Annotated in this window: 23 protein-coding genes and 2 tRNA genes; 12 read left to right on the top strand and 13 right to left on the bottom strand. The window is 72.6% G+C overall.

Annotated features, from left to right (window positions below):
- Positions 1 to 82 precede the first annotated feature (82 nt).
- The 6 genes from ehuB to AOQ37_RS28110 all read left to right on the top strand — a co-directional run bounded on the left by ehuB (position 83) and on the right by AOQ37_RS28110 (position 4,450).
- Positions 83 to 1,009, top strand: coding sequence for an ectoine/hydroxyectoine ABC transporter substrate-binding protein EhuB (ehuB, locus tag AOQ37_RS28135; protein ID WP_062648140.1), 927 nt, complete (start codon positions 83 to 85; stop codon positions 1,007 to 1,009).
- Positions 1,009 to 1,749 (top strand): ectoine/hydroxyectoine ABC transporter permease subunit EhuC, encoded by a 741-nt coding sequence (ehuC, locus tag AOQ37_RS28130; RefSeq protein WP_062648464.1) that lies wholly within the window; start codon positions 1,009 to 1,011, stop codon positions 1,747 to 1,749. The genes ehuB and ehuC overlap by 1 nt, the downstream gene beginning before the upstream one ends.
- Entirely contained in the window at positions 1,746 to 2,393 is a 648-nt protein-coding gene (ehuD, locus tag AOQ37_RS28125) for an ectoine/hydroxyectoine ABC transporter permease subunit EhuD (RefSeq protein WP_062648138.1), read from the top strand. Before ehuC ends, ehuD begins: the two co-directional genes overlap by 4 nt.
- Positions 2,383 to 3,207, top strand: coding sequence for an ectoine/hydroxyectoine ABC transporter ATP-binding protein EhuA (gene ehuA / locus AOQ37_RS28120; protein WP_199825094.1), 825 nt, complete (start codon positions 2,383 to 2,385; stop codon positions 3,205 to 3,207). Before ehuD ends, ehuA begins: the two co-directional genes overlap by 11 nt.
- A 297-nt stretch (positions 3,208 to 3,504) precedes the next feature.
- Positions 3,505 to 4,263, top strand: coding sequence for an IclR family transcriptional regulator (locus AOQ37_RS28115; protein WP_062648136.1), 759 nt, complete (start codon positions 3,505 to 3,507; stop codon positions 4,261 to 4,263).
- A 113-nt stretch (positions 4,264 to 4,376) separates the two neighbouring features.
- Positions 4,377 to 4,450: transfer RNA gene (locus AOQ37_RS28110), tRNA-Lys, on the top strand.
- On the opposite strand, the gene AOQ37_RS28105 is transcribed toward AOQ37_RS28110, so the two are convergent.
- From AOQ37_RS28105 to AOQ37_RS28090, 4 genes are all read right to left on the bottom strand, one after another.
- On the bottom strand, positions 4,416 to 6,134 hold the full coding sequence (locus AOQ37_RS28105; RefSeq protein ID WP_078890390.1) for an AMP-binding protein: 1,719 nt from the start codon (positions 6,132 to 6,134) through the stop codon (positions 4,416 to 4,418). The genes AOQ37_RS28110 and AOQ37_RS28105 overlap by 35 nt on opposite strands.
- A 252-nt stretch (positions 6,135 to 6,386) precedes the next feature.
- Positions 6,387 to 6,992, bottom strand: coding sequence for a lytic polysaccharide monooxygenase auxiliary activity family 9 protein (locus AOQ37_RS28100; protein WP_062648134.1), 606 nt, complete (start codon positions 6,990 to 6,992; stop codon positions 6,387 to 6,389).
- A 131-nt stretch (positions 6,993 to 7,123) separates the two neighbouring features.
- Positions 7,124 to 8,233, bottom strand: coding sequence for an SPFH domain-containing protein (locus AOQ37_RS28095; protein WP_062648132.1), 1,110 nt, complete (start codon positions 8,231 to 8,233; stop codon positions 7,124 to 7,126).
- A 78-nt stretch (positions 8,234 to 8,311) separates the two neighbouring features.
- On the bottom strand, positions 8,312 to 9,715 hold the full coding sequence (locus AOQ37_RS28090) for a peptidoglycan-binding protein (RefSeq protein WP_062648130.1): 1,404 nt from the start codon (positions 9,713 to 9,715) through the stop codon (positions 8,312 to 8,314).
- Between the two features lie 194 nt (positions 9,716 to 9,909).
- On the opposite strand from AOQ37_RS28090, the gene AOQ37_RS28085 reads away from it, so the two are divergent.
- Positions 9,910 to 9,983, top strand: a tRNA-Lys gene (locus tag AOQ37_RS28085).
- A gap of 412 nt (positions 9,984 to 10,395) precedes the next feature.
- Here the strand turns inward: AOQ37_RS28085 and AOQ37_RS28080 are convergent.
- The 5 genes from AOQ37_RS28080 to AOQ37_RS28060 all read right to left on the bottom strand — a co-directional run bounded on the left by AOQ37_RS28080 (position 10,396) and on the right by AOQ37_RS28060 (position 14,998).
- Positions 10,396 to 11,067, bottom strand: a complete 672-nt coding sequence (locus AOQ37_RS28080) for a class F sortase (protein ID WP_062648129.1) — start codon at positions 11,065 to 11,067, stop codon at positions 10,396 to 10,398.
- A gap of 2 nt (positions 11,068 to 11,069) precedes the next feature.
- The gene (locus AOQ37_RS28075) at positions 11,070 to 11,660 is read right to left on the bottom strand and encodes a hypothetical protein (protein WP_062648128.1); all 591 of its coding nucleotides are present in this window, start codon (positions 11,658 to 11,660) and stop codon (positions 11,070 to 11,072) included.
- Positions 11,661 to 11,788: 128 nt separating this feature from the next.
- Positions 11,789 to 12,568 carry an HAD-IIA family hydrolase gene (locus tag AOQ37_RS28070; protein ID WP_062648127.1) on the bottom strand — a complete coding sequence of 260 codons (780 nt, stop codon included), beginning with the start codon at positions 12,566 to 12,568 and terminating at the stop codon, positions 11,789 to 11,791.
- A gap of 178 nt (positions 12,569 to 12,746) precedes the next feature.
- On the bottom strand, positions 12,747 to 13,673 hold the full coding sequence (locus tag AOQ37_RS28065; protein ID WP_062648460.1) for a hypothetical protein: 927 nt from the start codon (positions 13,671 to 13,673) through the stop codon (positions 12,747 to 12,749).
- A 101-nt stretch (positions 13,674 to 13,774) separates the two neighbouring features.
- The gene (locus tag AOQ37_RS28060; RefSeq protein WP_234437025.1) at positions 13,775 to 14,998 is read right to left on the bottom strand and encodes an ROK family transcriptional regulator; all 1,224 of its coding nucleotides are present in this window, start codon (positions 14,996 to 14,998) and stop codon (positions 13,775 to 13,777) included.
- Between the two features lie 311 nt (positions 14,999 to 15,309).
- Between AOQ37_RS28060 and AOQ37_RS28055 the strand changes: the two genes are divergently transcribed.
- Both AOQ37_RS28055 and AOQ37_RS28050 read left to right on the top strand, forming a co-directional pair.
- Positions 15,310 to 16,458, top strand: coding sequence for a Gfo/Idh/MocA family protein (locus tag AOQ37_RS28055; RefSeq protein ID WP_234437024.1), 1,149 nt, complete (start codon positions 15,310 to 15,312; stop codon positions 16,456 to 16,458).
- Positions 16,458 to 16,967: a heme-degrading domain-containing protein gene (locus AOQ37_RS28050; protein WP_062648126.1), complete on the top strand. Its 510-nt coding sequence runs from the start codon at positions 16,458 to 16,460 to the stop codon at positions 16,965 to 16,967. Before AOQ37_RS28055 ends, AOQ37_RS28050 begins: the two co-directional genes overlap by 1 nt.
- Before the next feature lie 206 nt (positions 16,968 to 17,173).
- Here the strand turns inward: AOQ37_RS28050 and AOQ37_RS28045 are convergent, their stop codons facing one another.
- From AOQ37_RS28045 to AOQ37_RS28030, 4 genes are all read right to left on the bottom strand, one after another.
- Entirely contained in the window at positions 17,174 to 18,031 is an 858-nt protein-coding gene (locus AOQ37_RS28045; protein WP_062648124.1) for a fumarylacetoacetate hydrolase family protein, read from the bottom strand.
- 117 nt (positions 18,032 to 18,148) lie between these two features.
- Positions 18,149 to 18,850, bottom strand: a complete 702-nt coding sequence (locus AOQ37_RS28040; protein WP_062648122.1) for a YidC/Oxa1 family membrane protein insertase — start codon at positions 18,848 to 18,850, stop codon at positions 18,149 to 18,151.
- Between the two features lie 95 nt (positions 18,851 to 18,945).
- Positions 18,946 to 19,257 carry a DUF6412 domain-containing protein gene (locus AOQ37_RS28035; protein WP_062648121.1) on the bottom strand — a complete coding sequence of 104 codons (312 nt, stop codon included), beginning with the start codon at positions 19,255 to 19,257 and terminating at the stop codon, positions 18,946 to 18,948.
- 241 nt (positions 19,258 to 19,498) lie between these two features.
- Positions 19,499 to 20,026, bottom strand: a complete 528-nt coding sequence (locus AOQ37_RS28030; RefSeq protein ID WP_062648120.1) for a winged helix-turn-helix transcriptional regulator — start codon at positions 20,024 to 20,026, stop codon at positions 19,499 to 19,501.
- 69 nt (positions 20,027 to 20,095) lie between these two features.
- On the opposite strand from AOQ37_RS28030, the gene AOQ37_RS28025 reads away from it, so the two are divergent.
- From AOQ37_RS28025 to AOQ37_RS28015, 3 genes are all read left to right on the top strand, one after another.
- Positions 20,096 to 21,592, top strand: a complete 1,497-nt coding sequence (locus tag AOQ37_RS28025) for an MFS transporter (RefSeq protein ID WP_234437023.1) — start codon at positions 20,096 to 20,098, stop codon at positions 21,590 to 21,592.
- 296 nt (positions 21,593 to 21,888) lie between these two features.
- Positions 21,889 to 22,644, top strand: coding sequence for a hypothetical protein (locus AOQ37_RS28020; protein WP_062648117.1), 756 nt, complete (start codon positions 21,889 to 21,891; stop codon positions 22,642 to 22,644).
- Positions 22,637 to 23,020, top strand: a complete 384-nt coding sequence (locus AOQ37_RS28015) for a GntR family transcriptional regulator (RefSeq protein WP_062648115.1) — start codon at positions 22,637 to 22,639, stop codon at positions 23,018 to 23,020. The genes AOQ37_RS28020 and AOQ37_RS28015 overlap by 8 nt, the downstream gene beginning before the upstream one ends.
- Positions 23,021 to 23,176 lie beyond the last annotated feature (156 nt).

The raw sequence follows: 23,176 nt of genomic DNA, 5'->3' as shown, positions 1-23,176 counted from the left end.
CCCGGGGTCAAGGCGGCCTCGGTGACTGCCGGGGCCGAAAGAGGCCCGTGTAACCCGCATGAAGTCGGGTAGCCGCGCGCCCATGGCTCGACCAAGCACACATCGATCAGGAACCGACAACGGACGCCAGGGAAGACTCAGTCGACGCTCGCTGCTCGCCGGAGCGGTGTCGCTCGGCGCGGCCGGAAGTCTCGGGGTGGCCGGCTGCGGCCGCGTCCCGGGAGACGGGAAGGTGTTGGGAGGCAGCCTCCTGGACACCTTGCGGGATCAGGGGTCCGTGAAGATCGGCATCGCCAGCGAACCGCCCTTCGGCTATGTCGGGGACGACGGACAGGCCACCGGAGAGGCCCCCGCGATCGCGAAGGTGGTCTTCAGGAAGCTGGGCATCGACGAGGTCAAGCCGGTGCCGGTGGACTTCGGTGCCCTCATACCCGGGCTGAAGGCCCGGCAGTTCGATGTGGTGTCGGCCGGGATGTACATCAACCCCCCGCGGTGCGAGCAGGTGCTGTTCGCCGACCCGGACTACCTGATGCTGGACGCCTTCATCGTCAGGAAGGGCAATCCGCACGGCATCAAGACGTACGACGACGTCAGGAAGAAGGGCCTCAAGCTCGCCTCCGGCAAGGCCTACGCCCAGATCGACTACGCCAAGGCCGCGGGCATCGGCGATGTACTGGTCCTGCCGGACCAGGTAGCCGGACTCGACGCGGTGGCCCAGGGACGGGTGGACGCCTTCGCGGGCACCCGCATCACCGTCAAGTCGGCGGTGGCGGGTTCCGGCCGGGTGTCGGCGACCGAGCCGTTCCAGCCCGTGGTCGACGGCAAGCCCGCCTACGGCGCCGGCGGGTTCGCCTTCCGGCAGTCCGAGAAGAACCTGCGTGACGCGTTCAACGAGGAGCTGCTGAAGCTCAAGGAGAACGACTACCGCGAACTCCTGCGGATCGTCGGCCCGTTCGGCTTCACCGAGGCCGACATGACGGACCTCACGGCGAAGGAGCTGTGCGGCTGATGATGACCTCCGAGTTCTTCACCACCTGGTTCCTGCCGGGTGTCTGGGTGACCGTCCAGGTGACGGTGTACGCCGCCGCCCTCGGCGCCGCCATCGCGTTCGGCATCGGCCTCGCCCGCGGCTCGCGGTACTGGGTGGTCCGCTTCGTCGCCGGGACCTACTTCGAGATCTTCCGCGGCATGTCGGCGCTGGTGCTGATGTTCTGGATGTTCTTCGCGCTGCCTCTCTTCGGCTGGCAGTTGGTGCCCATGTGGGCCGGTGTCAGCGCGCTCGGCCTGACGTACGGCGCCTACGGCTCCGAGATCGTGCGCGGTTCCCTGGCCGCCGTCACCCCGGCGCAGAAGGAAGCGGGCATCGCCCTCAACTTCACCCGCTGGCAGCGGCTGCGGCTGATCGAACTGCCCCAGGCCTGGCCCGAGATGGTGCCGCCGTTCAACAACCTGCTGATCGAGTTGCTGAAGGGCACCGCCCTGGTCTCGGTCATCACGGTGGCCGACATGACCTTCGCCGGCAATCTGCTCCGGCTGGGCACCAACGAGACCACCCCGGTCTACACCCTGCTGCTCGTCCTCTACTTCGTGCTCGCCTTCCTCATCACCCGCGGTATGCGGCTGCTGGAGCGCAGGGCGAAGGCCGGGATCGGACAGCTGCCGGCGAAGACCGGCGGGACGAACGGGAAGCCCGCAACCCGCGGCAAGGGCCTCGAGGCCGAACCGCAGACCGCAGGAGGCAGGGGATGAACTGGGACTGGAACGTCGTGGACGACTTCATGCCGCGGTTCTGGGACGGCGTGCTCGTCACCCTGCAAGCGCTGGCCGTCGGCACCCTGATCGCCTTCGCGCTGGGCCTGGTGTGGGCGCTGGCACAGCGCTCCGCGCAGGCCTGGGTGCGCCTGCCGGTCATCGCCGTCACGGAGTTCATCCGCAACACACCGCTGCTGGTGCAGCTCTTCTTCCTCTTCTACGTGGTCCCCGACTTCGGCCCGTCGATGTCGCCGCTCACCACCGGCATCATCGGGCTCGGACTGCACTACTCCACCTACACCGCGGAGGTCTACCGCGCGGGCATCGAGGGCGTCCCGGCCGGCCAGTGGGAGGCGGCCACCGCGCTGAGCCTGTCCAGGGGACGCACCTGGCGGGCGGTGATCCTCCCGCAGGCGATCCGCCGCGTGGTCCCGCCGCTGGGCAACTACGTCGTCGCCATGCTCAAGGACTCCCCGATGATCGCGACCATCGGGGCCTTCGACATGCTCGGCGAGGCCCAGGCCTTCAGCAACGAGACCTTCACCACCGAGGCGCTGACCGTCGTCGGCGTGGCCTTCATCGTCATCGCCTACCCCGCCTCCCTCCTGATCCGAGCCCTGGAGCGACGCCTTGTCCGCTGACACCCACCCCGCAGAGAACACCGGCCTCCTCGCCAACCCGCCGGTGGACGGCAGTGAACTGATCCGGTTCGACCAGGTCACCAAGCGCTTCGGCGACAACACCGTCCTCGACCGGCTCGACTTCTCCGTCGACTCCGGCAAGCACGTCACCCTGATCGGCCCGTCGGGCTCCGGCAAGACGACGATCCTGCGGCTGCTGATGACCCTGACCGAGCCCGACGAGGGCACGATCAGGGTGGGCGGCGAACTCCTGACCCACGAGGAGCGCAACGGCAAGCTGGTCCGGGCCGGCGAGAAGCACGTCCGCGAGGTCCGCAAGAACATCGGGATGGTCTTCCAGCAGTTCAACCTCTTCCCGAACATGAAGGTGCTGCGCAACATCACCGAGGCCCCGGTCACCGTCCTCGGCCTGTCCAAGGACGAGGCCGAGGAGCGGGCCAGGGAGCTGCTCGAACTGGTGGGTCTGACCGAGCACCTCGACAAGTACCCGACCCAGCTGTCCGGCGGCCAGCAGCAGCGGGTGGCGATCGCCCGGGCGCTGGCGATGCGGCCGCAGGTGCTGCTGCTGGACGAGGTGACCTCCGCGCTGGACCCCGAGCTGGTGGTCGGTGTCCTGGACGTGCTGCGGGACATCGCCCGCACCACCGACATCACCATGCTCTGCGTGACCCACGAGATGAGCTTCGCCCGGGACATCTCGGACCAGGTCCTGATGTTCGACTCCGGCCGCGTCATCGAGTCGGGGCCGCCGGAGAAGATCTTCAGCGAGCCGGAGAAGGAGCGGACGCGGGAGTTCCTCAAGGCCGTGCTCTAGAAGGCCGTGCCCCAGAAGGCCGTGCTCCAGCCCGCCGCGGTGCGGGCCCTCGCGGTGTCCGCGAGGGCTTTCGCACCCGGCCGCACACCCGGCTCCGGGGAGCGGATCCGCACAGCATCCCTGGTCCCGAGGACGGGCCATGACCACGGCATATGCCAACGGGTCGGCGGCGCAGTTGAGGGGGCCGAAGGCGCTCCACATTCTCGCCGACAACCCCTCCCGGCGGCCCTCCTGGCCGTTATCGTGGAAGTGATTCGCTGCCCGGATCACGGCCAGAGAAGCGACCAGGGGGGAACCGTGGCGCTGAAGCACGAGCCGACCGTGCCGTACCACTCGGCCCAGGAAGCACTGCGCGTCCTGGAGACGGTGGCCCGGCACTCCACCGGTGTCACCGACGCCGAACTCGCCCGCCAGAGCGGCCTCACCGCGGAGCGGCTGACCGCTCTCCTGCGCATGCTGCGCCGCGAGGGCTATGTCGAGCAGATCGCCGACGGGGCGTACGTGACGGGCGCCGCGCTGACCCGCCTGGGCTCCGCCCACCACCGCGAACAGGCCCTGCACGACCAGCTCCAGCACACCCTCGACCGGCTCCGGGACTCCGTCGGCGCCGCCGTCTACATCAGCCGGTACGTCGACGGCGAGGTCACGATCACCCAGTACGCCGACGGCCCCGCCACGCCGTCCGTCAACGAGTGGGTCGACTTCCGCTCCTCCGCGCACGCCACCGCGCTCGGCAAGAGCCTGCTCGGCCAGCTCGACCACAACGGCCGGCGCGACCATCTCTCCCGGCACAAGATGGCCCGGCTCACCTCGCGCACCATCACCAGCGACAAGCTGCTGCTCTCCCGGCTGGAGGCGCAGCCGCCCACGGTCCCGGTGCTCGACCTCCAGGAGTACGCGATCGGCACGGTCTGCGCGGCCGTACCGATCACCGCCGGCTCCCTGGCGGGCTGCCTGGCCCTCTCGCTGCCCGTCGAGCACGCCCACCGGCTCCGCCAGGCCGCCGAGACCCTGAACAGGAACGCCGCACCGGTACTCCTGTCGCTGGCGATCTGAGGAAGATCCGGCCGGCGGGCCCGCGGGCGCCGCCGGCGTGGTCCGGAGCACCCCCGCGGACCGGGTAGTATTTTCTCCGTCGTCAGCCGCCGAAGGCGGAGGACGGGAGTCATGCGCCGCTAGCTCAGTTGGTTAGAGCAGCTGACTCTTAATCAGCGGGTCCGGGGTTCGAGTCCCTGGCGGCGCACCGGTGAAGGGCCCCTCGTGGACACGGGGGGCCCTTCGGCGTCCGCCCCGTCCGCCCCGTCCGTCCGGTCAGCCGACCTCTCCAGACTCTCGACGTCCTGTGCGGTCAGCCTTCGGTACGTCGCCCTTCCCGGGGGCCGCCACCACACCGGATCGGCGCAGCGGATCCCCTCCCGCCGCAGCAGCCCCCGGTGGATCTTGTTCGTGGCGGTGACGGGCATCCGCTCCAGCACCCGTACGAACCGGGGCGCCATCTTCGTCCCCAGATCGGGCTGGGCGAGCAGGAACTCGGCGAAACCGAGCGGCTCGAAGGATCCGGCCAGCGCCGCCATCACCTGGTCCCCGGTCACCGGATCCGGCACCGCGTAGACGGCCACCGCGGCCGCCCCCCGGTACCGGGCGAGGATGTTCTCGATCATCGCGGCGGCCAGGTTCTCGCTGTCGACGCGGAGCCGGTCGTCGGTGCGGCCCGCGAAGTACAGGAACCCCGCGCGATCGCGGTAGAAGAGGTCGCCGGTCCAGTACTCCCCGTCCGCCCGGCGCCGCTCCGCCTCCGCCGCCGGATTGCGCCAATAGCCCTCGAAGAGGTTCGGACCCCGGTTGACCAGCTCACCGATCGCCTCGTCGCCGTTCAGCAGCCGGCCGGCCGGGTCGAGCACGGCCGGCGGACACTCGGCGCCCGTCACCTGGTCGAGGACGACGAGACCGGGTCCCGCCCGACCGACCGCCCCCGCGGGAGTCCCCGGCGACCACTGCACGGCCGCCCCGCCCTCCGAGGAGCCGTAGCCCTCCACCAGCCGTACCCCGAACCTCCGCTCGAAGGCGGCCGCGTCCACCGTGCCCGCCTCGGTGCCGAAGCCGAGCCGCAGCGCGTGGTCCCGGTCGTCCGGTCCCGGCTCGGTGGCCAGCACGTACTGGATCGCCCGGCCCACATAGGTGAAGTACGTCGCCCGGTAACGCCGCACATCCTCCAGGAACCCGGACGCCGAGAACCGCCGCCGCAGCGCCACCCCGGCCCCGGCCACCAGGGCGGGCGCCCAGTCGGCGATCACGGCGTTGCCGTGGAACATCGGCATGCAGACGTAGTGCACGTCCTCGCGGCGCACGGAGAACTGTCCGGCCAGGGAGCGCCCGGCGGCGGCCAGCCGCCCCTGGGTGCAGATCGCGGCCTTGGGCGCGCCGGTCGAGCCGGAGGTGAAGTAGAGCAGGAGCCGGTCGGCCGGGGTGGCCCGGGAGGGGTCGGGGCGGGCGTCCGCGTACGGGGCGAGCAGGGCGTCGTATCCCGGGGTGCCGGTGATGAGCAGCCGGACCCCGGGCAGGTCGAGGCCCCTGAGGAGGGGGAGGTGGGTGGGCTCGGTGATCAGCAGCCGGCACGCGGTGTGCAGGATGTCCCGGGCCAGTTCGGGACCCCGCCGGGTGGGGTTGATCCCGGCGACGGCCGCGCCGGCCAGCGCGGCGGCCGACAGCCAGAGCGGGAACTCCGGGGTGTTGTCCAGCAGGACCCCGAGATGCGGCGGGCCGTCCGCCGGGAGCAGGTCGGCCAGCAGCGCGGCCCGGGCGGCGGCGCCGGCCGCGACCTCGTGGTGGGTGAGGACGGTGTCCTGCGGGTGCGCGGGGTGCCGGCACCACAGGCCCGGACGGTGGTCTCCCCACCGGGACGCTACGAGTTCGGCGACGGACTCCATGGCGCCGCACGGTAGTTGACGCACCGTCAGATGTGGAGAGTCGCGGCGGGAAGTCCTCCGCCCCGGCGGACATCCGCCGAGCGGGGACCATCCGGTGAGCGCGCACCGATCCGGTGAGCGCGCACCGATCCGGCGAGCGGGCACCAGGAGAAGGGTGCTTCGAGGGGTTCCCCCGGGTCCGGACGCCGGCCTGGTCTGGCCGGTGTGCGGGACGCCTGCCCGCGTACGGACCCGGGGGAGTTCGGGCGATGCTCAGAACGTGACGTCCGAGCACGCGTAGAACGCGTTGGTCGTGTCGGCGACCGTCCACACCGCGACGATCACGTGACGTCCGCTGAGCCCGGACGGCAGCGTGCCGCTGTGCGAGAGGGTGGACGGGGGCCGCTGACCGCCGTAGGGCACGGTCAGGAACGGGGTGAGGTTGAGGTCGGAACGGGCCAGGTTGTGGTTCTGGTTCCAGCCCTGCTTGGTGACGTAGTACCTGAAGTCGGACGTGGCGTGCATGGCGGTGAACTGCCACCTGAAGGTGTAGCTCTGACCGCCGGTCACCTTGCTGGCCGGCCACGCCGTGCCCGAGGGGGTCTTGGGACTGTCGAGCTGGGCGAACCGGGTGTTGTTCGCGGAGCAGATCCTTCCGTCGGCCGCGCCGGACGCCGGGAAGCCCTTCGGGCCCTCGACGCTCTGCGGCTCCCACTGGATGTCACCGCAGTTGGTGACGGAGCCGTTCTGGCAGAGCTTCTGCCGGCTGATGGGGAGGTCGGTGTAGCCGTGGCCGCTCGCACCCCCGGCGGTGAGCACGAAGGCTCCCGCCGTGGTGAGCCCGAGCGCGGCGGCGTACCACTTGGTCTTTTTGCGCATGCTGCCGCTCCTGGAGAACGTGGGGAGTTCACTGAGGCGAGCTGTGCAGGTCTAGACCAAGTTCGAGATTATTGCCGATTCTTGGCTGTGTCCATATCAAAGACGTCTCCGAACCCGCCACGGCCGGAACGTCACGGTCCCTGCTCCCCGCGCCCCGAGCAGAAAGCCACGGTCAGGTCCTTCACCAGCGCCTTGCGCTCGTAGTCGTCGAGTTCCACGAGCCCGCGCATGGTCAGCCGGGTCACCGTGTCCTCCACCGAGTCCACGACCGAGGTCAGCATGCTCGCCCGGTGCTGGGCGTCGAGCGCGGCGACCCGGCGCCGGTTCATCGCGGCGGCGACCTCCGGGGCGTACTCGATCCGCAGCGGCCGCACCGAGAACACCTCCAGACCGATCGCGCCCGCGTCCTGCGCGACCCGCCGGGTCAGCACCTCCCCCGCCGCCTCCACCGAACCGCGCCCCGCGCCCGGCGTCTCCACGGGAATCCGGGCCAGGGCCGCCTCGACGCACTCGCGCAGATACGTCTCGTGGTCCTCCACGCCGAGCGTGGCCCGTGCGGTGTCCCGCACCCGCCACACCACGAGCGTCACCACCCGCAGCGCGACCCCGCTGCCGTCGGCGGCGGGCATCGGCTCGCTGCGCCAGTGCCGCAGCCGTACGTCCACCCGGCGGCGCAGCAGCAGCGGGTTCACCCAGAGCAGACCGGTGCGCCGCACCGTCCCCCGGTAGCGGCCGAACAGACCGAGCACCCACGCCCGCCCGGTCCGCCCGCGGGCCAGACCGCCGAAGCCGAACAGCCCCAGCGCGCCCGCCCCCGCGTAGGCCGCCCACTGCGCCGGACCGAGCCCGGCGCCCGCGAACTCCGGCAGCCGCAGTACCTGCGCCGCGTGCGGCGGCAGCAGCCCGGCCCACCACGAGGCGGCCACACAGCCGGCCGCCCCGCACATCCCGGCGAACACGCCCGCCGCGCCGGGCAGCACCCGGGCCGGCCGCTCCACCAGGTCCGGGTCGACCTGTGCCACCGGGCGCGGCTTGGCCGGCGTCGGCCGGCGCAGTCGCGGCTGCTCACCGGTGCCCGTCCGGCTGCCCACCACGGCGGCCCCGAGCGGCACGGACCGCGGCTCGGGCTCGTCCCGGAACAGCAGATGGACGGGGATCTCGGTGGTCACCTCGTTCTGGATGAGCCGGGTGGGCCTGGACGGTCCCTCGGACTCTGGTGTCTGTGAAGTGGTCGTGTTCATTGCGTGCCTCCAGCCTCCGCGCCAGATACGCCATGACAGTGGGATGGGATCAGGACAGCCGGCGGATCCCGCGCCGGACTACGAGAAGAGCCGCCGCCAGGTCTCCGGGCCCGGGTAGCCGTCCGCCGCGCCGCCGCGCCAGCCCTGGGCACGCTGGAAGGACTCGACCCCTCGCCGGTCCGCCTCGCCCCAGCGCGGTCCGGGACCCGTCGTGTAGTGCTTGCCGAACCCCTTCTTCACCAGCTGCCTCCCCAGCCGGGTGACGTGCGCGTTCTGCGCGCCGGGCCGGAACATCCCCCGGCCCGGGTAGGCGGGGACGCGCGGCACCGAGGGTGCGGCGGGCGCGCCGGCCGCCCCGGTCGCGGGATACCCGCCGATCCAGCCGCCGGTCGCCGCGGACTGCGCGGGGGCGATGTTCCTGCCCTGGCCCGAGATCAGCAGGGCCCAGGTCCTCGGGCCGGGGATGCCGTCGGCGTCGGCGCCGGTCCAGCCCTGGGCCTGCTGGAAGGCCACGGTGGCCCAGCCGTCGGACGCCGACCACCTCGGGCCCGGGCCCGAGGCGTAGAAGCGTGCGCCGCCGCGCTCGACGAGGAGCCGGCCGAGCTGGGTGACGTACGGGTTGTTCGCGCCGGGCCCGAAGGCCGCCCGCCCCGGGAACGCGGTCGCCACGGCAGCCCCGGCGCCGGACGGCCGCACGCCGCCGGCGTTCGCGCCGACCTGTTCACCGGAGCCGGGAGCGACCGTCGTGAGGCCCTTGTAGCGATAGGGCACGTAGCGGTCGGAATGGCTCCAGTAGGCGTAGGGAGTGGGCTGGCGGCGCGTGGTCGGACGGGTCTGCTCGTAGACCAGGTAGTAGGTGTGCGTGTAGTCCGTCCAGCCGCCGAAAATGACGACGTGCGAGCCTTTCTCGGGGTCCGACGGATTATGGAACAGCAGAATGTCGCCGGGCTGGAGCTCCTCCTTGGTAATCCTTGTCCCGTACTGGTGGAGGCTGCCCGTCCACTCGTTCCCCGGCAGGTTCCACGCCATGGAGACGAAGCCCGAGCAGTCCTGCCGGTAACCGTCGTACCAGTAGGTGCTCATGCTGTACGGCACCTCCGCCGAAACCCAGTCCCGGGCCCGTCTGATGATGTCCGCCCGGGTCGTCGGGGGCGTTTTCACCGGCCCCGCCAGACCCCCCGGGCGGGCCGGCTGTCCGGCCGGACCGTGCAGCGGCGCCTTGCCGCCCTGGGGGGTCTCGGGCTCGTCACCTGCGGGTACACCGGGCCGGTCGGTGGTCCGCGGGGTCGCGGCGGCGGGCACCGCGTGGGCGGCGCAGAGTGCCGCGGCCGCCGCCGTGGCGACGATCACCGCGCGATGGGCGGCCGGGCGACCGCCGAACGGGGCGGGCGGGGAATTCGACCCCACCCACCGACGGGAAACACATCCGGGGCACTCGCAGTCACTCTCCGGATCGAATTCCTCGAATACCGGAGAGGCCATGCGATTCCCCTCACACTCCAGCTGGAAATGTCCGCGACTGTGCACGTTCGCCAGTTTCTCAACTGTCTTCCCGACGCGCATGCTGACGGTCCGAATGATGTACGCGGCACCCGCCCGGCCCAGTGACGCCCCGGCCCGGCCGGCGGATGGTCCGGGGCACCCCCGGGGGTCCTGTAGAGTTGTCCCGTCAGCAAGCGCCGCTAGCTCAGTTGGTTAGAGCAGCTGACTCTTAATCAGCGGGTCCGGGGTTCGAGTCCCTGGCGGCGCACAGACACCGAAGGCCCTTCGCGAGAGCGAGGGGCCTTCGTCCGTATGCGCACCCACGACGGCCTCCGGATTCGAACCGTCCGTCCGGGAACCCGACTTGCCCAATCCCGACACAAGGCCCGCCCCGGCCACGAGAGTGCCGTAGAACGGTCGTCACCGCCGTCCACGGGGTAGGTGAACCTCACAGCCTCCCGCGCCGGTCGCCGGGCTACTCCCGCAGCCCGGGCGCGCGCGGTCGAGGACCGGCCCGGTCGGCGGTTTCGGGGGGAGCGGGCCGTCGACCGGGCCAGGTACGCCGGGGCGGGTGATGCGGGGGCGGGTGACGTCGCGGGCGCGCCGGGGCGGGTGAGGCCGGGGCGGGTGACGTCGAGCCGGGCGCGCCGGGGCGGGTGAGGCCGGGGCGGTGGTGCCGGTCAGGCGGCGGTGCCCGTGAGGTACGCCGACACGATCACGTTCGCCGTGTAGCTGCCGCTCGCCCGGTCGAAGGTGCCGCCGCAGGTGATCAGGCGCAGTTCTGCGCGGTCCGGCTGCCGGGGGCCGTAGGCCTGGCGGGCGTCGAAGCGGTCGCGCCCGATCACCTCGACGTCGTCGACGGTGAACTCGGCGGTCCTCCCGTCGTCGCGCACCACGCGTACGGTCTCGCCGGCCTTGAGCGTGCTGAGCTTGTAGAAGACGGCCGGCCTGGTCTCGGTGTCGACGTGCCCGACCAGCAGGGCCGTACCCCGAGCGCCGGGCTTCGCGCCGGCGGCGTACCAGCCGACGACGCCCGCCTGGTCGAAGGGCGGCGGGTCGATGCCCCCCGCGGCGTCCAGCCCGCGGGCGACGACCGGGGCCCGCACCCCCAGGTCGGGGATGTCGATGCGTCGCGGCAGCGCCTGCCCCAACGGCGCTGCGGCGGGCGGGAGTTCGGCGTCCGGTGGGCGGCCCACCGCGGCCATGTCACCGGTGGCCGGGGCGGATGCACCGGGCCGTACGTCGGTCACCTCGCGCCCCCACAGCCACAGCCCGAACAGCAGTACCGCCCAGGCCAGCCCGGTGAGGAAGCGACCGGAAACGCGGCCGGACGATCGCTCGCGGTCGGACATGCTCAATCCGTCCCGCGTCTGCGGTGCACCCCGCGGTACACGAAGGCGGCCGCGGCGACGCCCGCGAGCACCAGCCCGACGACCGCCTGCGCGATGCCGGGACCACGACCCTCCACCTGCGCCTCGTCGAGGGCGGCGAGGGGGGCCGGCGGGGCGGCACCGCCGCCGCCGGCGTGCACCGGGGCCACGGGAGAGGCGGGGGTGGACGGCCCGTACGGTTCCGCCGACCCACCGTCCGACGCCGGTGCGACGACCCTGATGTGGCCCGTCACCTTGTAGTCGACGCAGGTGATCCGCACGTCGTAGGTACCGGCCCCGATCGAGGAGCGGACCCGGGTGTCGCCCACCAGCGCGCCACCCACGTCGGCGAGCTGCGCGTCCGCGACGAAGGCGTCCGAGGCCGCGGTGGCCGTCCGTCCGCCGCAGCCGCTGACCTTCAGGGTGACCTCGGCGCCGGGCGTGGGCGTCGACGGCGTGACCGAGACGCCGCCGCCCTTGTCCCCGCCGGCTTCGCCCGAGGCGTACGCCGTCGGGACGAGCACCGCGGCACCGACCGCGATCCCCGCGCACAGAGTGATTTTCACTGAACCCATCGTGAACCTCCAGCTGTCTGGAGACTCCCCCGCCGGGGACCGGCACGCATCCCCAGGCGGGATATCACTGCTCCGTACGAGTGGCTCACACCGTGTGACGGGTTTCGGATCGGGTCGACGAGTCCGTCTCAGATCCGGTCGACGAGGTCCGCGATCGAGTCCACGACCTTCGACGGGCGGTACGGGAAGTTCTCGATCTGCTCGGGCCTGGTCAGACCGGTGAGCACCAGGAACGTCTGCATACCGGCCTCCATGCCCGCGAGGACGTCGGTGTCCATGCGGTCACCGATCATCGCGCTGTTCTCGGAGTGGGCGCCGATGGCGTTCAGACCGGTGCGCATCATCAGCGGGTTCGGCTTGCCCGCGAAGTACGGGTGCTTGCCGGTGGCCTTGGTGATCAGCGCGGCGACGGCACCGGTCGCCGGGAGGGCGCCCTCGGCGGAGGGGCCGGTCTCGTCCGGGTTGGTGCAGATGAATCGGGCGCCGTCGTTGATGAGCCGGACGGCCTTCGTCATCGCCTCGAACGAGTAGGTGCGCGTCTCGCCGAGGACGACGTAGTCGGGCTCGTGGTCGGTGAGGATGTACCCGATGTCGTGCAGCGCGGTGGTCAGACCGGCCTCGCCGATGACGTACGCCGTGCCCTCGGGCCGCTGGTCGTCCAGGAACTGGGCGGTGGCCAGCGCGGAGGTCCAGATGTTCTCGATCGGCACCTCCAGGCCCATGCGCCGCAGCCGGGCGTGCAGGTCGCGCGGGGTGTAGATCGAGTTGTTGGTCAGGACCAGGAACGGTTTGCCGGAGTCGCGCAGCTTCTTCAGGAACGCGTCGGCGCCGGGGATTGGTACGCCCTCGTGGATGAGCACACCGTCCATGTCGGTGAGCCACGACTCGATGGGCTTGCGGTCTGCCATGTGCGGGATCTCCCTGCCGTACGCGAGTACGCGGTTGCCGTGCCGGTACGCGGTGCTCCGCCTCCTCGCGGTGCCGCGCCTGCACGCGGTTGCTGCGTGCGCCCCAGCCTAAGCACAGGCCCGATCTTGGGGGAATGGCCGGTGGCCGGACGTCCACCGGCTGGGACGCCGCCGCGGTTCAACGGCGTCGCCGGGCCAGCAGCAGGAGTGCCCCCGCGGCGAGGAGACAGGCGGTGGCGCCGACGAGAACGGCGGGTGAGGAGAGCCCGGTGCGGGCCAGTTCCTCGGCCTCGTCGGCGAGGGAGAGCCGGCCGCCGGTGTCCGCGCCGGAGGCGTCCGGAGCGGGAGTGGCGGTGGGGGGCGAGGTGGGGGCCCCGGTGGCGCCGACGCTCGCGCCGGTGCCGGAGTGGGTGGGAGCGGCCGGGTCGGGGGCCGTGTCGGGGTCGGGAGCGGTGCCGGGGCCGGGCCCGGATTCGACGGCGAAGCGGTAGTCGTTCGACTGTCCGATCCAGTCCCCGTCGTCACCGTGCCGCTGGACGACCGCCGCGTTGGCGGTGACGTCGTTGGGCGCGGTGTCCGAGGTGAGGGCGAGACGCAGCTTGACGGTGAGGGTCCGGCCGGGGCCCACGCTGAAGCCGGGGAAGGCGCCGGCGCCGTCGGCCCGCTCTTCGTCCGCTCCGTCGGCGGTCGCGCCCGTGGGCCCGCCCGTCGGGCCGCCCGTGGCCTCACTCGTGGGCCCCTCGGTGAAGGCACCGACCAGTTCGTCGTCGTCGGTGGCCTCGAAACGGACCGGGTGCGGTTCTCCGTCGGCGTAGAACTCCAGGCGCGCCTGGGACGGCTTCAGGGCGCGTTCCGCGTCGACCAGGACGACGACCGGGTGGATCCCGTTGCACGTGAGGCGGGTGGTGTTGGTGAGGTCGAGATACCAGACGCCGTAACCACCCCCGGCCCGGTAGGAAGCCGGGCCCCCGTGCAGCCGGGTGGTGACCGGGAAGTCCGCGCCGTCGGGAGCGGCACAACCCGGGCCGGCTTCCGCATGGGCCGGCGCGGGGAGGAAGGCGGCGGCCACGGCGAGGCAGAGGGAGACAGGCGGGCACAGTCGCATGAACACGTGAGCCTGCACGACGTCCCGCACCGGGCGGGAACGGCACACCGGACGACCGTACGCGTCCCCTCGTTCGGCGCACGCCGCACCGATCGGTCGGCTCAGCCGTCCCGCCGTCCGAACACCGGGCCCAGCAGCAGTTGCGCCGCGCCCTCCGCGACGGCGCGTGCCCCGCCGGGGGCGAGACGTACCGGCACGGCGCCCTCGCGCGATCCCTCCCGGCGCGCATGGGCCTCGAGGACGGCGGCGACCCCGCGGACGAAGGGTTCCGGCGCGGCCGTGATGGTGCGTCCGCCCAGCAGGACGGCGTCGATGTCGAGCAGGCCGGCCAAATTCGCGGCGCCCTCGCCGAGCACCCGCGCCGCCTCGGCCACGTCCCCCCGGTCCATGGCCGCCAGGCACAGCGCCTCGACGCAACCGCGGTTGCCGCAGGAGCAGAGCGGCCCGTCCAGCTGGATGACCTGGTGTCCGAACTCCCCCGCGCCGGTGCGGGCGCCCCGGTGCACGGCGTCGCCGATCACCAGACCGGCGCCGAGGCCGGTGCCGAGGTACAGACAGGCGAAGGAGCCGCGTTCGCCGCCGACGGCGAGGCCGAGCGCGGCGGCGTTGGTGTCCTTGTCGACGACCACCGGCACGCCGAGCCGAGCCGCCAGCACGTCGCGCAACGGGAAACCGTCCCACTCGGGGAAGCCCGTGACCCGGTGCAGCACCCCGCGCGTGTGGTCGAGCGGACCCGGCAGGGCCACCCCGACACCGAGCGGAGCCGAGACGGCGCCGCCTCCCAGGGCCTCCGACAGGACCTCCGTCACCTCGCCGAGCAGGGTGTCCAGGACCGCCTCCGCCCCCGAGCCCAGGGACAGCGGGGCCAGCCGTTCGCCCACCACCCGTCCGTCGAGGTCGGCCAGCACCACCCTCAGCTCGTCCCGGTCCAGGTGGACGCCGACCGCGTGACCGGCCTCGGGGACCAGCCGCAGGACCGTGCGCGGCTTGCCGCCGGTGGACGCGCGACGGCCGGCTTCCGTGGCCAGCCCCTCCTCCCTCAACCGGGCGGTGATCTTGCTGACCGCCTGCGGGGTGAGACCGGCGCGTTCGGCGAGCTCCAGCCGGCTGATGCCCTCGGGCCCGGCGGTGCGCAGCAGGTCGAGCACGAGCGCGGTGTTGTGGCTGCGCAGGGCCAGCAGGTTCACGCCCGCGGCCCGGCGCGTCACGGCGTCCGCCGGCCGCTCGGACACCCGGCCGGTCTCCGGACCCGGCTCATGCCCCGGCGGCAGTCCCCACGTGGACCCCGTCGCGGAATCCGCGAAGAGGTCCGGCCCGGCCTCCATCCCGGAATCCGCGAAGGGATCCGACCCGGCCTCCGTCCCGAACTCCGGCCCGGACTCGATATCGGACTCCGCCCCGGACTCCCTGGTGGCCTCCGGCCCGGGCTCCCTCGCGGGCTCCGGCCCGGGCTCCCTCGCGGGCTCCGGCCCGGACCCCACCGCAGGCTCCCTCGCGGGCTCCTGTCCGGACTCCTTCACGGGCTCCGGCACGGGCTCCGGGGTATCGGCCGTGCCGCCTCCGTCGTGCGTCCTGTTCACCCTGCCATTGTCCCTCGCGCTTGCACTTTGGCAACAGCGTTGCGAAAGTGGTTGGCATGACTGGACGCACCACTGACGACACCGGCTCCGCAACGGGCCTCGACACCGGCACCGGATCCGGCGGCACCCGCCCGGTCGGCACCCCGCTCCGCGTGGGTCTGATCGGCTACGGCCTCGCGGGCTCCGTGTTCCACGCCCCGCTGATCGCCGCGACCGAGGGCCTCGTCCTCGACACGGTGGTCACCTCGAACCCCGAGCGGCAGGAGCAGGCCCGCGCCGAGTTCCCGGACGTACGCGTCGCCGCCACCCCCGACGACCTCCTCGCCCGGGCGGACGAACTGGACCTGGTCGTCATCGCGTCCCCCAACAAGACGCACGTCCCGCTCGCGACCGCCGCGCTGAAGGCCGGCCTGCCGGTCGTCGTCGACAAGCCGGTCGCCGGCACCGCGGCCGAGGCACGCGAGCTGGCCGCGCTCGCCGAGGAGCGCGGCCTGCTGCTCTCCGTCTTCCAGAACCGCCGCTGGGACAACGACTTCCTGACCCTCCGCAAGCTGCTCGACGAGGGCGAACTGGGCGACGTATGGCGCTTCGAGTCCCGGTTCGAACGCTGGCGGCCGCAGCCGAAGGGCGGCTGGCGGGAGTCCGGCGACCCCGCAGAGATCGGAGGTCTGCTCTACGATCTCGGCAGTCACCTCGTCGACCAGGCGCTGGTGCTGTTCGGCCCGGTGGTCTCCGTCTACGCCGAGGCGGACGTCCGCAGGCCGGGCGCGGAGACCGACGACGACACCTTCCTCGCGCTGACGCACGCGAACGGCGTGCGCTCCCACCTCTACGCCTCCGCGACCACCTCCCAGCTCGGCCCGCGCTTCCGGGTGCTGGGCGCCGAAGCGGGCTATGTGAAGTACGGCCTGGATCCGCAGGAGGCGGCCCTGCGGGACGGCGGACGGCCCGACGGCACCCCCGGCTGGGGCACCGAGCCCGAGGAGCTGTGGGGCCGCGTCGGCGCCGGGGAGTCCCCGCTGACCGGCGGCGGACGACCCGAACAGACCCTCCCCGGCGACTATCCGGCCTACTACGCTGCGGTGGCCAGGGCACTGATCGACGGCGGCCCCAACCCGGTGACCGCCGCCGAGGCGGCCGCCGCCCTGGACGTACTGGAGGCGGCCCGCCGTTCGGCACGAGACAAGGTGGCGGTGACGCTGTGATGGGATCCCACCAGATGACCCCGAAGTTCACCCCGGAGATCACCCCGACCCTGGAGGAGCTCCAGGCCCAGGAACGACGGCTGATCTTCCGCCAGTTCACGTACGACGACGCGTGGGAGCTCGGCTCCCTGCTGGTGGAGATGGCGCGCGAGCGCCAGGCGCCGGTCGCCGTCGACATCCACCGCGCCGGCCAGCAGCTCTTCCACGCGGCGCTGCCCGGTTCGGCGCCCGACAACGACGCCTGGATCGCCCGCAAGCGCCGGGTGGTGGAGCGCTTCGGCGCCTCCTCCTACCTGGTGGGCTCCCGCTTCCGCGCCAAGGGCACGACGTTCGAGGACGCCTCCCGGCTGGACCCCGACGAGTACGCGGCGCACGGCGGCTCGTTCCCCGTCAACGTGGAGGGCGTCGGCATCGTCGGCGCGGTGACGGTCTCGGGCCTCCCCCAACTGGAGGACCACCGCTTCGTGGTGGAAGCCCTGGAACAGTTCCTGGAAAAGCACCAGCGCTGAGACCCACGGAAGGGGCGCGGCAACCCGCGCCCCTTCGGACGGGCGCGGGAACCGCGCCTGAAGGGGCGCGGGGAACCGCGCGACCAGCCACGAACCGGCCCTCGGCCGACAACGCACACCCGCAGCCGGCCACGACCCGCCCCGAGACGGACGACGCACACCCGTATCCGTCGACCGCCCTCAGTCCCTCACCCCCAGCGGAGCGCTCACGCGTTCTTGAACTCCTGCCGCTGCCGCCCCAGTCCGCCGATCTCCAGCTCCACCACGTCCCCGGCCCGCAGGTACGGCTTGGGCTCCGGCTCACCCATGGCGACCCCCGCGGGCGTCCCGGTGTTGATGACGTCCCCCGGGTACAGGGTCATGAACTGGCTGACGTACCGGACGACCTCCCCCACCGGGAAGATCTGCTCGGCCGTGGTGCCGTCCTGCTTCAGCTCCCCGTTGACCCAGAGCCTCAGGGAGAGGTCCTGCGGGTCGGCGACCTCGTCGGCCGTCACCAGCCACGGGCCCAGCGGGTTGAACGTCTCGCAGTTCTTCCCCTTGTCCCAGGTCCCGCCCCGCTCGATCTGGAACTCGCGCTCCGACACGTCGTGCGCGACGGCGTATCCCGCGACATGCGCGAGCCCTTCCCGCGCCGACTCCAGGTAGCGGGCCGTCCGCCCGATGACGACGGCCAGCTCCACCTCCCAGTCGGTCTTGAGGGACCGCCGCGGCACGAGCACGGTGTCGTACGGCCCCACGACCGTGTCCGCCGCCTTGAAGAAGACGACGGGTTCGGCGGGCGGCTCGACCCCGGTCTCGCGGGCGTGGTCGTGGTAGTTCAGCCCGATGCAGACGACCTTGCCGATCCGGGCCAGCGGCGGCCCGATCCGCAGTCCGGTGGCGTCCAGCACCGGCAGTTCGCCGGACTCGGCGGCCTCCCGCACCCGGCCGAGCGCCTCGTCGTCGGCGAGCAGCGCTCCGTCGATGTCCGGGACGATCCCGGAGAGGTCCCTCAGGGTCCCCTCGGGGTCGAGCAGCGCGGGCCGCTCCGTTCCCGCCGTACCGACTCGCAGCAGCTTCATGGTCACAATCTCCCTCGATCGCGGGGCACCCGTCCGATGGGTGCAGCCATCGGAGGACTGGTCGATCCTCCAAGCTCGCCATTCACACCGCAAGCCCCCGTTCACGGACTGGACCGCTCACCGGTAGAGGACCGCACGTTCGAGCGCGCTCCACGTCGTGCTGGTGATCACGTACAGCGCGGCGGCCAGCGGTACGACGGCCACGGTGACCAGCGTGAAGAAGGACAGGAACGGCATCACCTTGGCGATCGTCCCGACCCCGGGCACCTCCTCGGCGCCGCCGACCTGGGGCAGCGGCACCCGCTTCGCCCGGACGAAGTTGAAGGACGCGACGGCCGCGACGACGGCGAACAGCGCGAGGTAGACCAGTCCGGCCGCGCCGAACACCCCGCCCCCGGCCAGCGCGTCGCTCCAGCGGTCGCCGAGGGGCGCGGCGAAGAGCTGATGCCCGAGCAGGCCGTTGTCCTCGCCGCCGATCGAGGAGCTGGAGAAGAGGTGGTAGAGCAGGAAGAAGGCCGGTATCTGGCAGAGGCTGGGCAGCAGTCCGGACAGCGGCGACACCTTTTCCTCGGCGTGCAGTTCCAGCACCGCCCGCTGGAGCTTCTCCGGGTTCCGGGCGTGCTTCCTGCGCAGCTCGGCGATCCTCGGCTGCAAGGCCGTACGGGCCTTCTGGCCACGGGCGGCCGCGCGGGACAAGGGGTGCACGAGGAGTCGTACCAGTGCGGTGAACAGGACGATCGCGGCGGCCGCGGCGGTGGCGCCGAACAGCGGGTGGAGCAGGTCGGCGAGCCGCTCGACCAGGCTGGCGAAAACGGACATGGGTGGGGAGCCCTCCGGGGGTCTCGTCGTGCCGGGGAAACGGGAATCGGCATGACGACCCGCGCGGGTCACCCACGTGACGGTGGAGAGCGGCCCTACGCGACGGTCGTCGGGAGGGCGTGGCCGGGCGCCCGGGGGCGGGGGCGGCCGGAGGCGTCGGGGTCGCGTTGCGGCAGGAAGGCCGTACGGCGGGCCCGGTCCCTGATCGCCGTACGCACCCGGGTGGGCGGGACGGCGGGGGCGCTGCGGGCGGCGACGAGGGTGCAGACGGCGAGCGCGGAACCGGCCGCGGCGGTCGCGGCGAGCGCGACGGCGGCGGAGAGGCTGCCCGCGTCGAGGAGCGCCACATCGAGAAGGAGGAGGACGAGCACGAGGGCGGGACGCGGGACGAACCGACTACGGTTCACGCCTACCCCCCTCCCGCCCTGGCGCCGGCTATCGCCGGGGCGCCTTTCGCCCCGATGCCGGCTCTCGCTGTGGCCCCGGCTTTCGGCCGGACGCCGACTTTCGGCCGGGCGCAGACTTTCGACCGGACGCCGGTCCTCGATCGTCTGACGCCTTGTCGACTGTCTTGCGTCTTGTGTCTTGTGTCTTGTGTCTTGCGTCTTGTGTCTTGCGTCTTGTGTCTTGCGTCTTGTCCGATACCGGTTATACCTGACCGACCTCGATCGGCTCCAGCAGCCTTCTCGGCTTCAGCAGTGCTCGGCTGACCGGATCCGCCGGATCGGGGTCGAGCCCCGGACCCGGCACCATGAGGACGTCCGGGACCGGTACGACAGTTCCGCAGGCGGGACATTCGCCGTACGGGCCGAGTTCGGTGCCGCACTCGGCGTGCCGGAAGATCCGCAGCCTGGCCTCGCCGAAGTGCTCGCGGCCCCACAGACCGAGCGAGCGCAGGGTCGGCCACAGGGCGACGCCCCGCTCGGTGGCGACGTACTCGTCACGCGGCGGGGACTCCTGGTAGCGGCGCTTCTCGAGGATGCCCTCGGCGGTCAGCGCCTGGAGACGGGCGGCCAGGACGGCGCGCGGGATGCCGAGGTGGACGAGGAAGTCGTTGTAGCGCCGGACGCCGTAGAGCGCGTCTCGGATGACGAGGAGCGTCCAGCGCTCGCCGACCACCTCCAGCGCCCGGGCGATCGAGCACTCCTGTGTCGCGTAGTCCTTGCCGAGTGCCATGACGCCCACTGTAACCATTTGCCGAGGGTTGGTTCAATGACCGAACCTATGGTGCTAGCGTACGGAGACATGAGCAGGTTCATTGAACGAACTGACCCCCCTACCGACCCGGTCGCCCCGGCTCGCACCCTCGGGACGGAGCACGCGGCGCCCACGGAGTCCGCGGCGTCGGGGTCGCCGGTCCGGGCCGGTGCCACCCTCGCCGTGACCAGCGCGGCCACCGCCCTCGCCCTGATGACGTACACCGCGCCCGCCGTCACGCTCGTGGACACCGCCGCCGCCCTGCACACCGCGCCCTCCGCCCAGGCCTGGCTGCTCAACGGCACCCCGCTCGGCCTGGCCGCGGCGCTGCTGGTCGCCGGCAGCCTGGCCGACGACCACGGCCGCCGCCGGCTCTTCGTGTCGGGCACCCTGGCCCTCGCCCTCACCACCCTGCTCGGCGCACTGGCGACGACGACCTGGCAGTTCACCCTGGCCCGGGTCGCGCAGGGCGCGTCCAGCGCGGCACTGCTGGCGAGCAGCCTGGGCCTGCTGGTGCACGCCTACCCCACCCCGCGCGGGCGGCTGCACGCCACCGGCGTATGGGGCGCGTTCGTCAGCGCGGGCATCGCCGTGAGCCCGGTGCTCAGCGGCGCCCTGCCCGGCTGGCGCCTGGTCTACGTCCTGCTCGGCGTCGCGACCCTGCTGGTCGGTGCCGTCGCGACCCGCGTGCTGACGGAGTCCCGCTCACCGCGCGGCGGCCGCCCCGACCTGCCCGGCGCGGCGGCTTTCGGCGCGGCGACCGTCGCCCTGATCGCGGCCCTGACGCTGGGCCGGGACGGCTGGCTGCGGGCGCCGGTGGGGCTGCTGCTCCTGGCATCGGTGGCCCTGCTGGCGCTGTTCGTGGTCATCGAGCGCAGAGTGGCCACGCCGATGATCGACCTGTCCCTGCTCCGCAATCCGGCGTTCCTGGCCTCCTCCACCGGCGGGCTGGTGACCGGCCTCGCGGTGATCGGCCTGTTCAGCTTCCTGCCGACGGTGCTCCAGAAGTCGCTGGGCATGTCCCCGATGGCCACCGCCTGGCTGTTCCTCCTCTGGTCCGGCCTGTCCTTCGTGGTCGCCCTCCAGGCCCGCCGACTGGCCGGCCGCGTCCCGACCCGGGTCCAGCTCGCCCTCGGCTTCGCCCTGCACGCGGCGGGCGTCCTCGGCCTGCTCGGCGCGGTGGGCGCGGGCTCCTGGCACCGGATGCTGCCGGGACTCGTCGCCGCCGGCGTCGGCAGCGGCCTGCTGAACGCGGCGCTGCCCCTGCTGGCGGTGGAGTCGGTACCGACGGCGCGAGCGGCGATGGGGTCGGGCGCACAGCAGACCCTGCGCTACGTCGGTTCGTGCGCCGGTGTCGCCCTGACGATCGCCATCGCCACCGGGACCGGCGGCGGGCTCGCCCGGGGGACGGATGTGGCGATGGCCGTGTCGGCGGGGCTGGCCGTGATCGGGGCCGTGGGCGTACTGGCCGCTCCGGGCGGCCTGGCACGAGCGGCCGCCACGGCGAGGAGCCTGGCCATGTCGGGCCCCCGGGAACGGAACTGACGGGAGCCGCGGGACCGACGGCGTGCCGCGGACCAGCGGGACTGCCGGACCGGCGCGAACAGCAGCACCAGACCAGCGGGACTGCCGGACTGCCGGACCGGCGGGATCAGAGGAACCAGAGGGATCAGCGGAGGCTGCCGGAGCGGCGGACCGGCGGACCGGCGAAGGCCGCCGGACCGGCCGGGCCTACGCGAACTCCCCGGCGCGCGTACTTGTATCAACCGATTGACACAAGATCCGCCTCCCGGGCATCTTGTACTCACCAGTTGATACAAGTACTCACCGGGGGACCCGACATGCTGGACACCGTTCCACCTGAGCGACTGCTCGCCCGCGCCGACCTCTGCGCCCGCTGGGCGGGACTGACCCTCGGCGCCGTCGTCGCACAGCAACTGGTGATGCGGGACAGCGACGACGGCGCCATGACCTTCCTCAGCGCGGTCACCGCGTTCGGACTGTGCGCGGTCGGTGGTGTGCTGCTCGGTGACTCCCTCACCCCCGCGCCCCTCGAAGCGGTCCGCACCGCCAGCCTCGCCCCGCGCCGGGTCCGCGACCACGTACCGCCGAGGATGGCCCCGCTGCTGGTCTTCCAGACGGCGTGCCTCGTCGCCTTCCTGATGATCGGGGCCGCCGTGGCCTCACCCGACACCATGGGCCGGGCGGGCCGGGCCGTCACCGTGACCTGCCGGGGCGTGACCAGACCCCTCGGCCCCTGGCCCGGCATCTTCTACGCCACCCCGATCCTCGCCTCCCTCGCTCTCGGGACCGCAGCCTGTGTTTGGGCCCTGCGCCGCATCGCCCACCGGCCCGGCGAGAACCAGCGGCGCCACGACCGCTCCTGGGCGATCACCGCGGCCTGGGGACTGCTGGTCTCCAGTCAGTTGCTGCTCGTCCTCGGCATGATCGGCAGGGTGCTGTCCCGCACGACCTGCGCCGGCATGCTGGGCAACATCACCGCCCTGGTGATCTACCCGCTGGGCCTGCTGAGCCTGTTCAGCCTGGGCTGGTGCCTGTTCACCATCGTGATCCCCCGGGCCGTCGGCGATGAGTGAACCCGCGGTCCGTGTCGACACCACGAGCCAGGTGCCGCCCTTCGAGCAGATCCGCGCCCAGCTCGCCGCCCTGATCGTCACCGGCCGGCTGACCGAGGGCGAGCGCCTGCCGACCGTGCGCCAGTTGGCCTCCGACCTGGGACTGGCGCCGGGGACCGTGGCCCGCGCCTACCGCGAGCTGGAGGCCGCCCAGCTGATCCGCACCCGCCGGGGCGCGGGTACCCGGGTGGCGGCGCCCCCGTCCGAACCGGCCCGCCCCGACCCGGACCAACTCGCCACCCTGGCACGCGACTTCACCGCCTCCGCACGCGCCCTCGGCGCCGACACCGAGGCCGTCCTGACCGCCGTCCGGGAGGCCCTGGAGGAAGGGACGTAGGCGCGGCCCGATGAAGCGGACCGGGGACGCGGCCCAATGACATGGACAGGCGACGTGGACCGGGGACGCGGCCCGATGACATGGACAGGCGACGTGGACCGGGGACGCGGCCCGATGGCGCGGAGCGGTGGCGCGGAGCGGTGGCGCGGACCGGTG

This window comes from Streptomyces maremycinicus (assembly GCF_001184025.1).
GTDB lineage: Bacteria > Actinomycetota > Actinomycetes > Streptomycetales > Streptomycetaceae > Streptomyces > Streptomyces maremycinicus.
Note: the sequence above shows the minus strand (reverse complement) of the source record. Positions and strands in the feature narration are given on the sequence as shown.

Coding starts and splice junctions, on each gene's coding strand:
- AOQ37_RS28105 (WP_078890390.1), bottom strand. CDS start 6,134: ATGGAGTCCGTCGCCGAACTCGTAGCGTCCCGGTGGGGAGACCACCGT.
- AOQ37_RS28015 (WP_062648115.1), top strand. CDS start 22,637: ATGAGTGAACCCGCGGTCCGTGTCGACACCACGAGCCAGGTGCCGCCC.
- AOQ37_RS28050 (WP_062648126.1), top strand. CDS start 16,458: ATGGGATCCCACCAGATGACCCCGAAGTTCACCCCGGAGATCACCCCG.
- AOQ37_RS28045 (WP_062648124.1), bottom strand. CDS start 18,031: ATGAAGCTGCTGCGAGTCGGTACGGCGGGAACGGAGCGGCCCGCGCTG.
- ehuC (WP_062648464.1), top strand. CDS start 1,009: ATGATGACCTCCGAGTTCTTCACCACCTGGTTCCTGCCGGGTGTCTGG.
- AOQ37_RS28095 (WP_062648132.1), bottom strand. CDS start 8,233: ATGAACACGACCACTTCACAGACACCAGAGTCCGAGGGACCGTCCAGG.
- AOQ37_RS28040 (WP_062648122.1), bottom strand. CDS start 18,850: ATGTCCGTTTTCGCCAGCCTGGTCGAGCGGCTCGCCGACCTGCTCCAC.
- AOQ37_RS28080 (WP_062648129.1), bottom strand. CDS start 11,067: ATGTCCGACCGCGAGCGATCGTCCGGCCGCGTTTCCGGTCGCTTCCTC.
- AOQ37_RS28065 (WP_062648460.1), bottom strand. CDS start 13,673: ATGCGACTGTGCCCGCCTGTCTCCCTCTGCCTCGCCGTGGCCGCCGCC.
- AOQ37_RS28055 (WP_234437024.1), top strand. CDS start 15,310: ATGACTGGACGCACCACTGACGACACCGGCTCCGCAACGGGCCTCGAC.
- ehuD (WP_062648138.1), top strand. CDS start 1,746: ATGAACTGGGACTGGAACGTCGTGGACGACTTCATGCCGCGGTTCTGG.
- ehuB (WP_062648140.1), top strand. CDS start 83: ATGGCTCGACCAAGCACACATCGATCAGGAACCGACAACGGACGCCAG.
- AOQ37_RS28090 (WP_062648130.1), bottom strand. CDS start 9,715: ATGGCCTCTCCGGTATTCGAGGAATTCGATCCGGAGAGTGACTGCGAG.
- AOQ37_RS28100 (WP_062648134.1), bottom strand. CDS start 6,992: ATGCGCAAAAAGACCAAGTGGTACGCCGCCGCGCTCGGGCTCACCACG.
- AOQ37_RS28030 (WP_062648120.1), bottom strand. CDS start 20,026: ATGGCACTCGGCAAGGACTACGCGACACAGGAGTGCTCGATCGCCCGG.
- AOQ37_RS28020 (WP_062648117.1), top strand. CDS start 21,889: ATGCTGGACACCGTTCCACCTGAGCGACTGCTCGCCCGCGCCGACCTC.
- AOQ37_RS28075 (WP_062648128.1), bottom strand. CDS start 11,660: ATGGGTTCAGTGAAAATCACTCTGTGCGCGGGGATCGCGGTCGGTGCC.
- AOQ37_RS28025 (WP_234437023.1), top strand. CDS start 20,096: ATGAGCAGGTTCATTGAACGAACTGACCCCCCTACCGACCCGGTCGCC.
- AOQ37_RS28070 (WP_062648127.1), bottom strand. CDS start 12,568: ATGGCAGACCGCAAGCCCATCGAGTCGTGGCTCACCGACATGGACGGT.
- AOQ37_RS28060 (WP_234437025.1), bottom strand. CDS start 14,998: ATGGAGGCCGGGCCGGACCTCTTCGCGGATTCCGCGACGGGGTCCACG.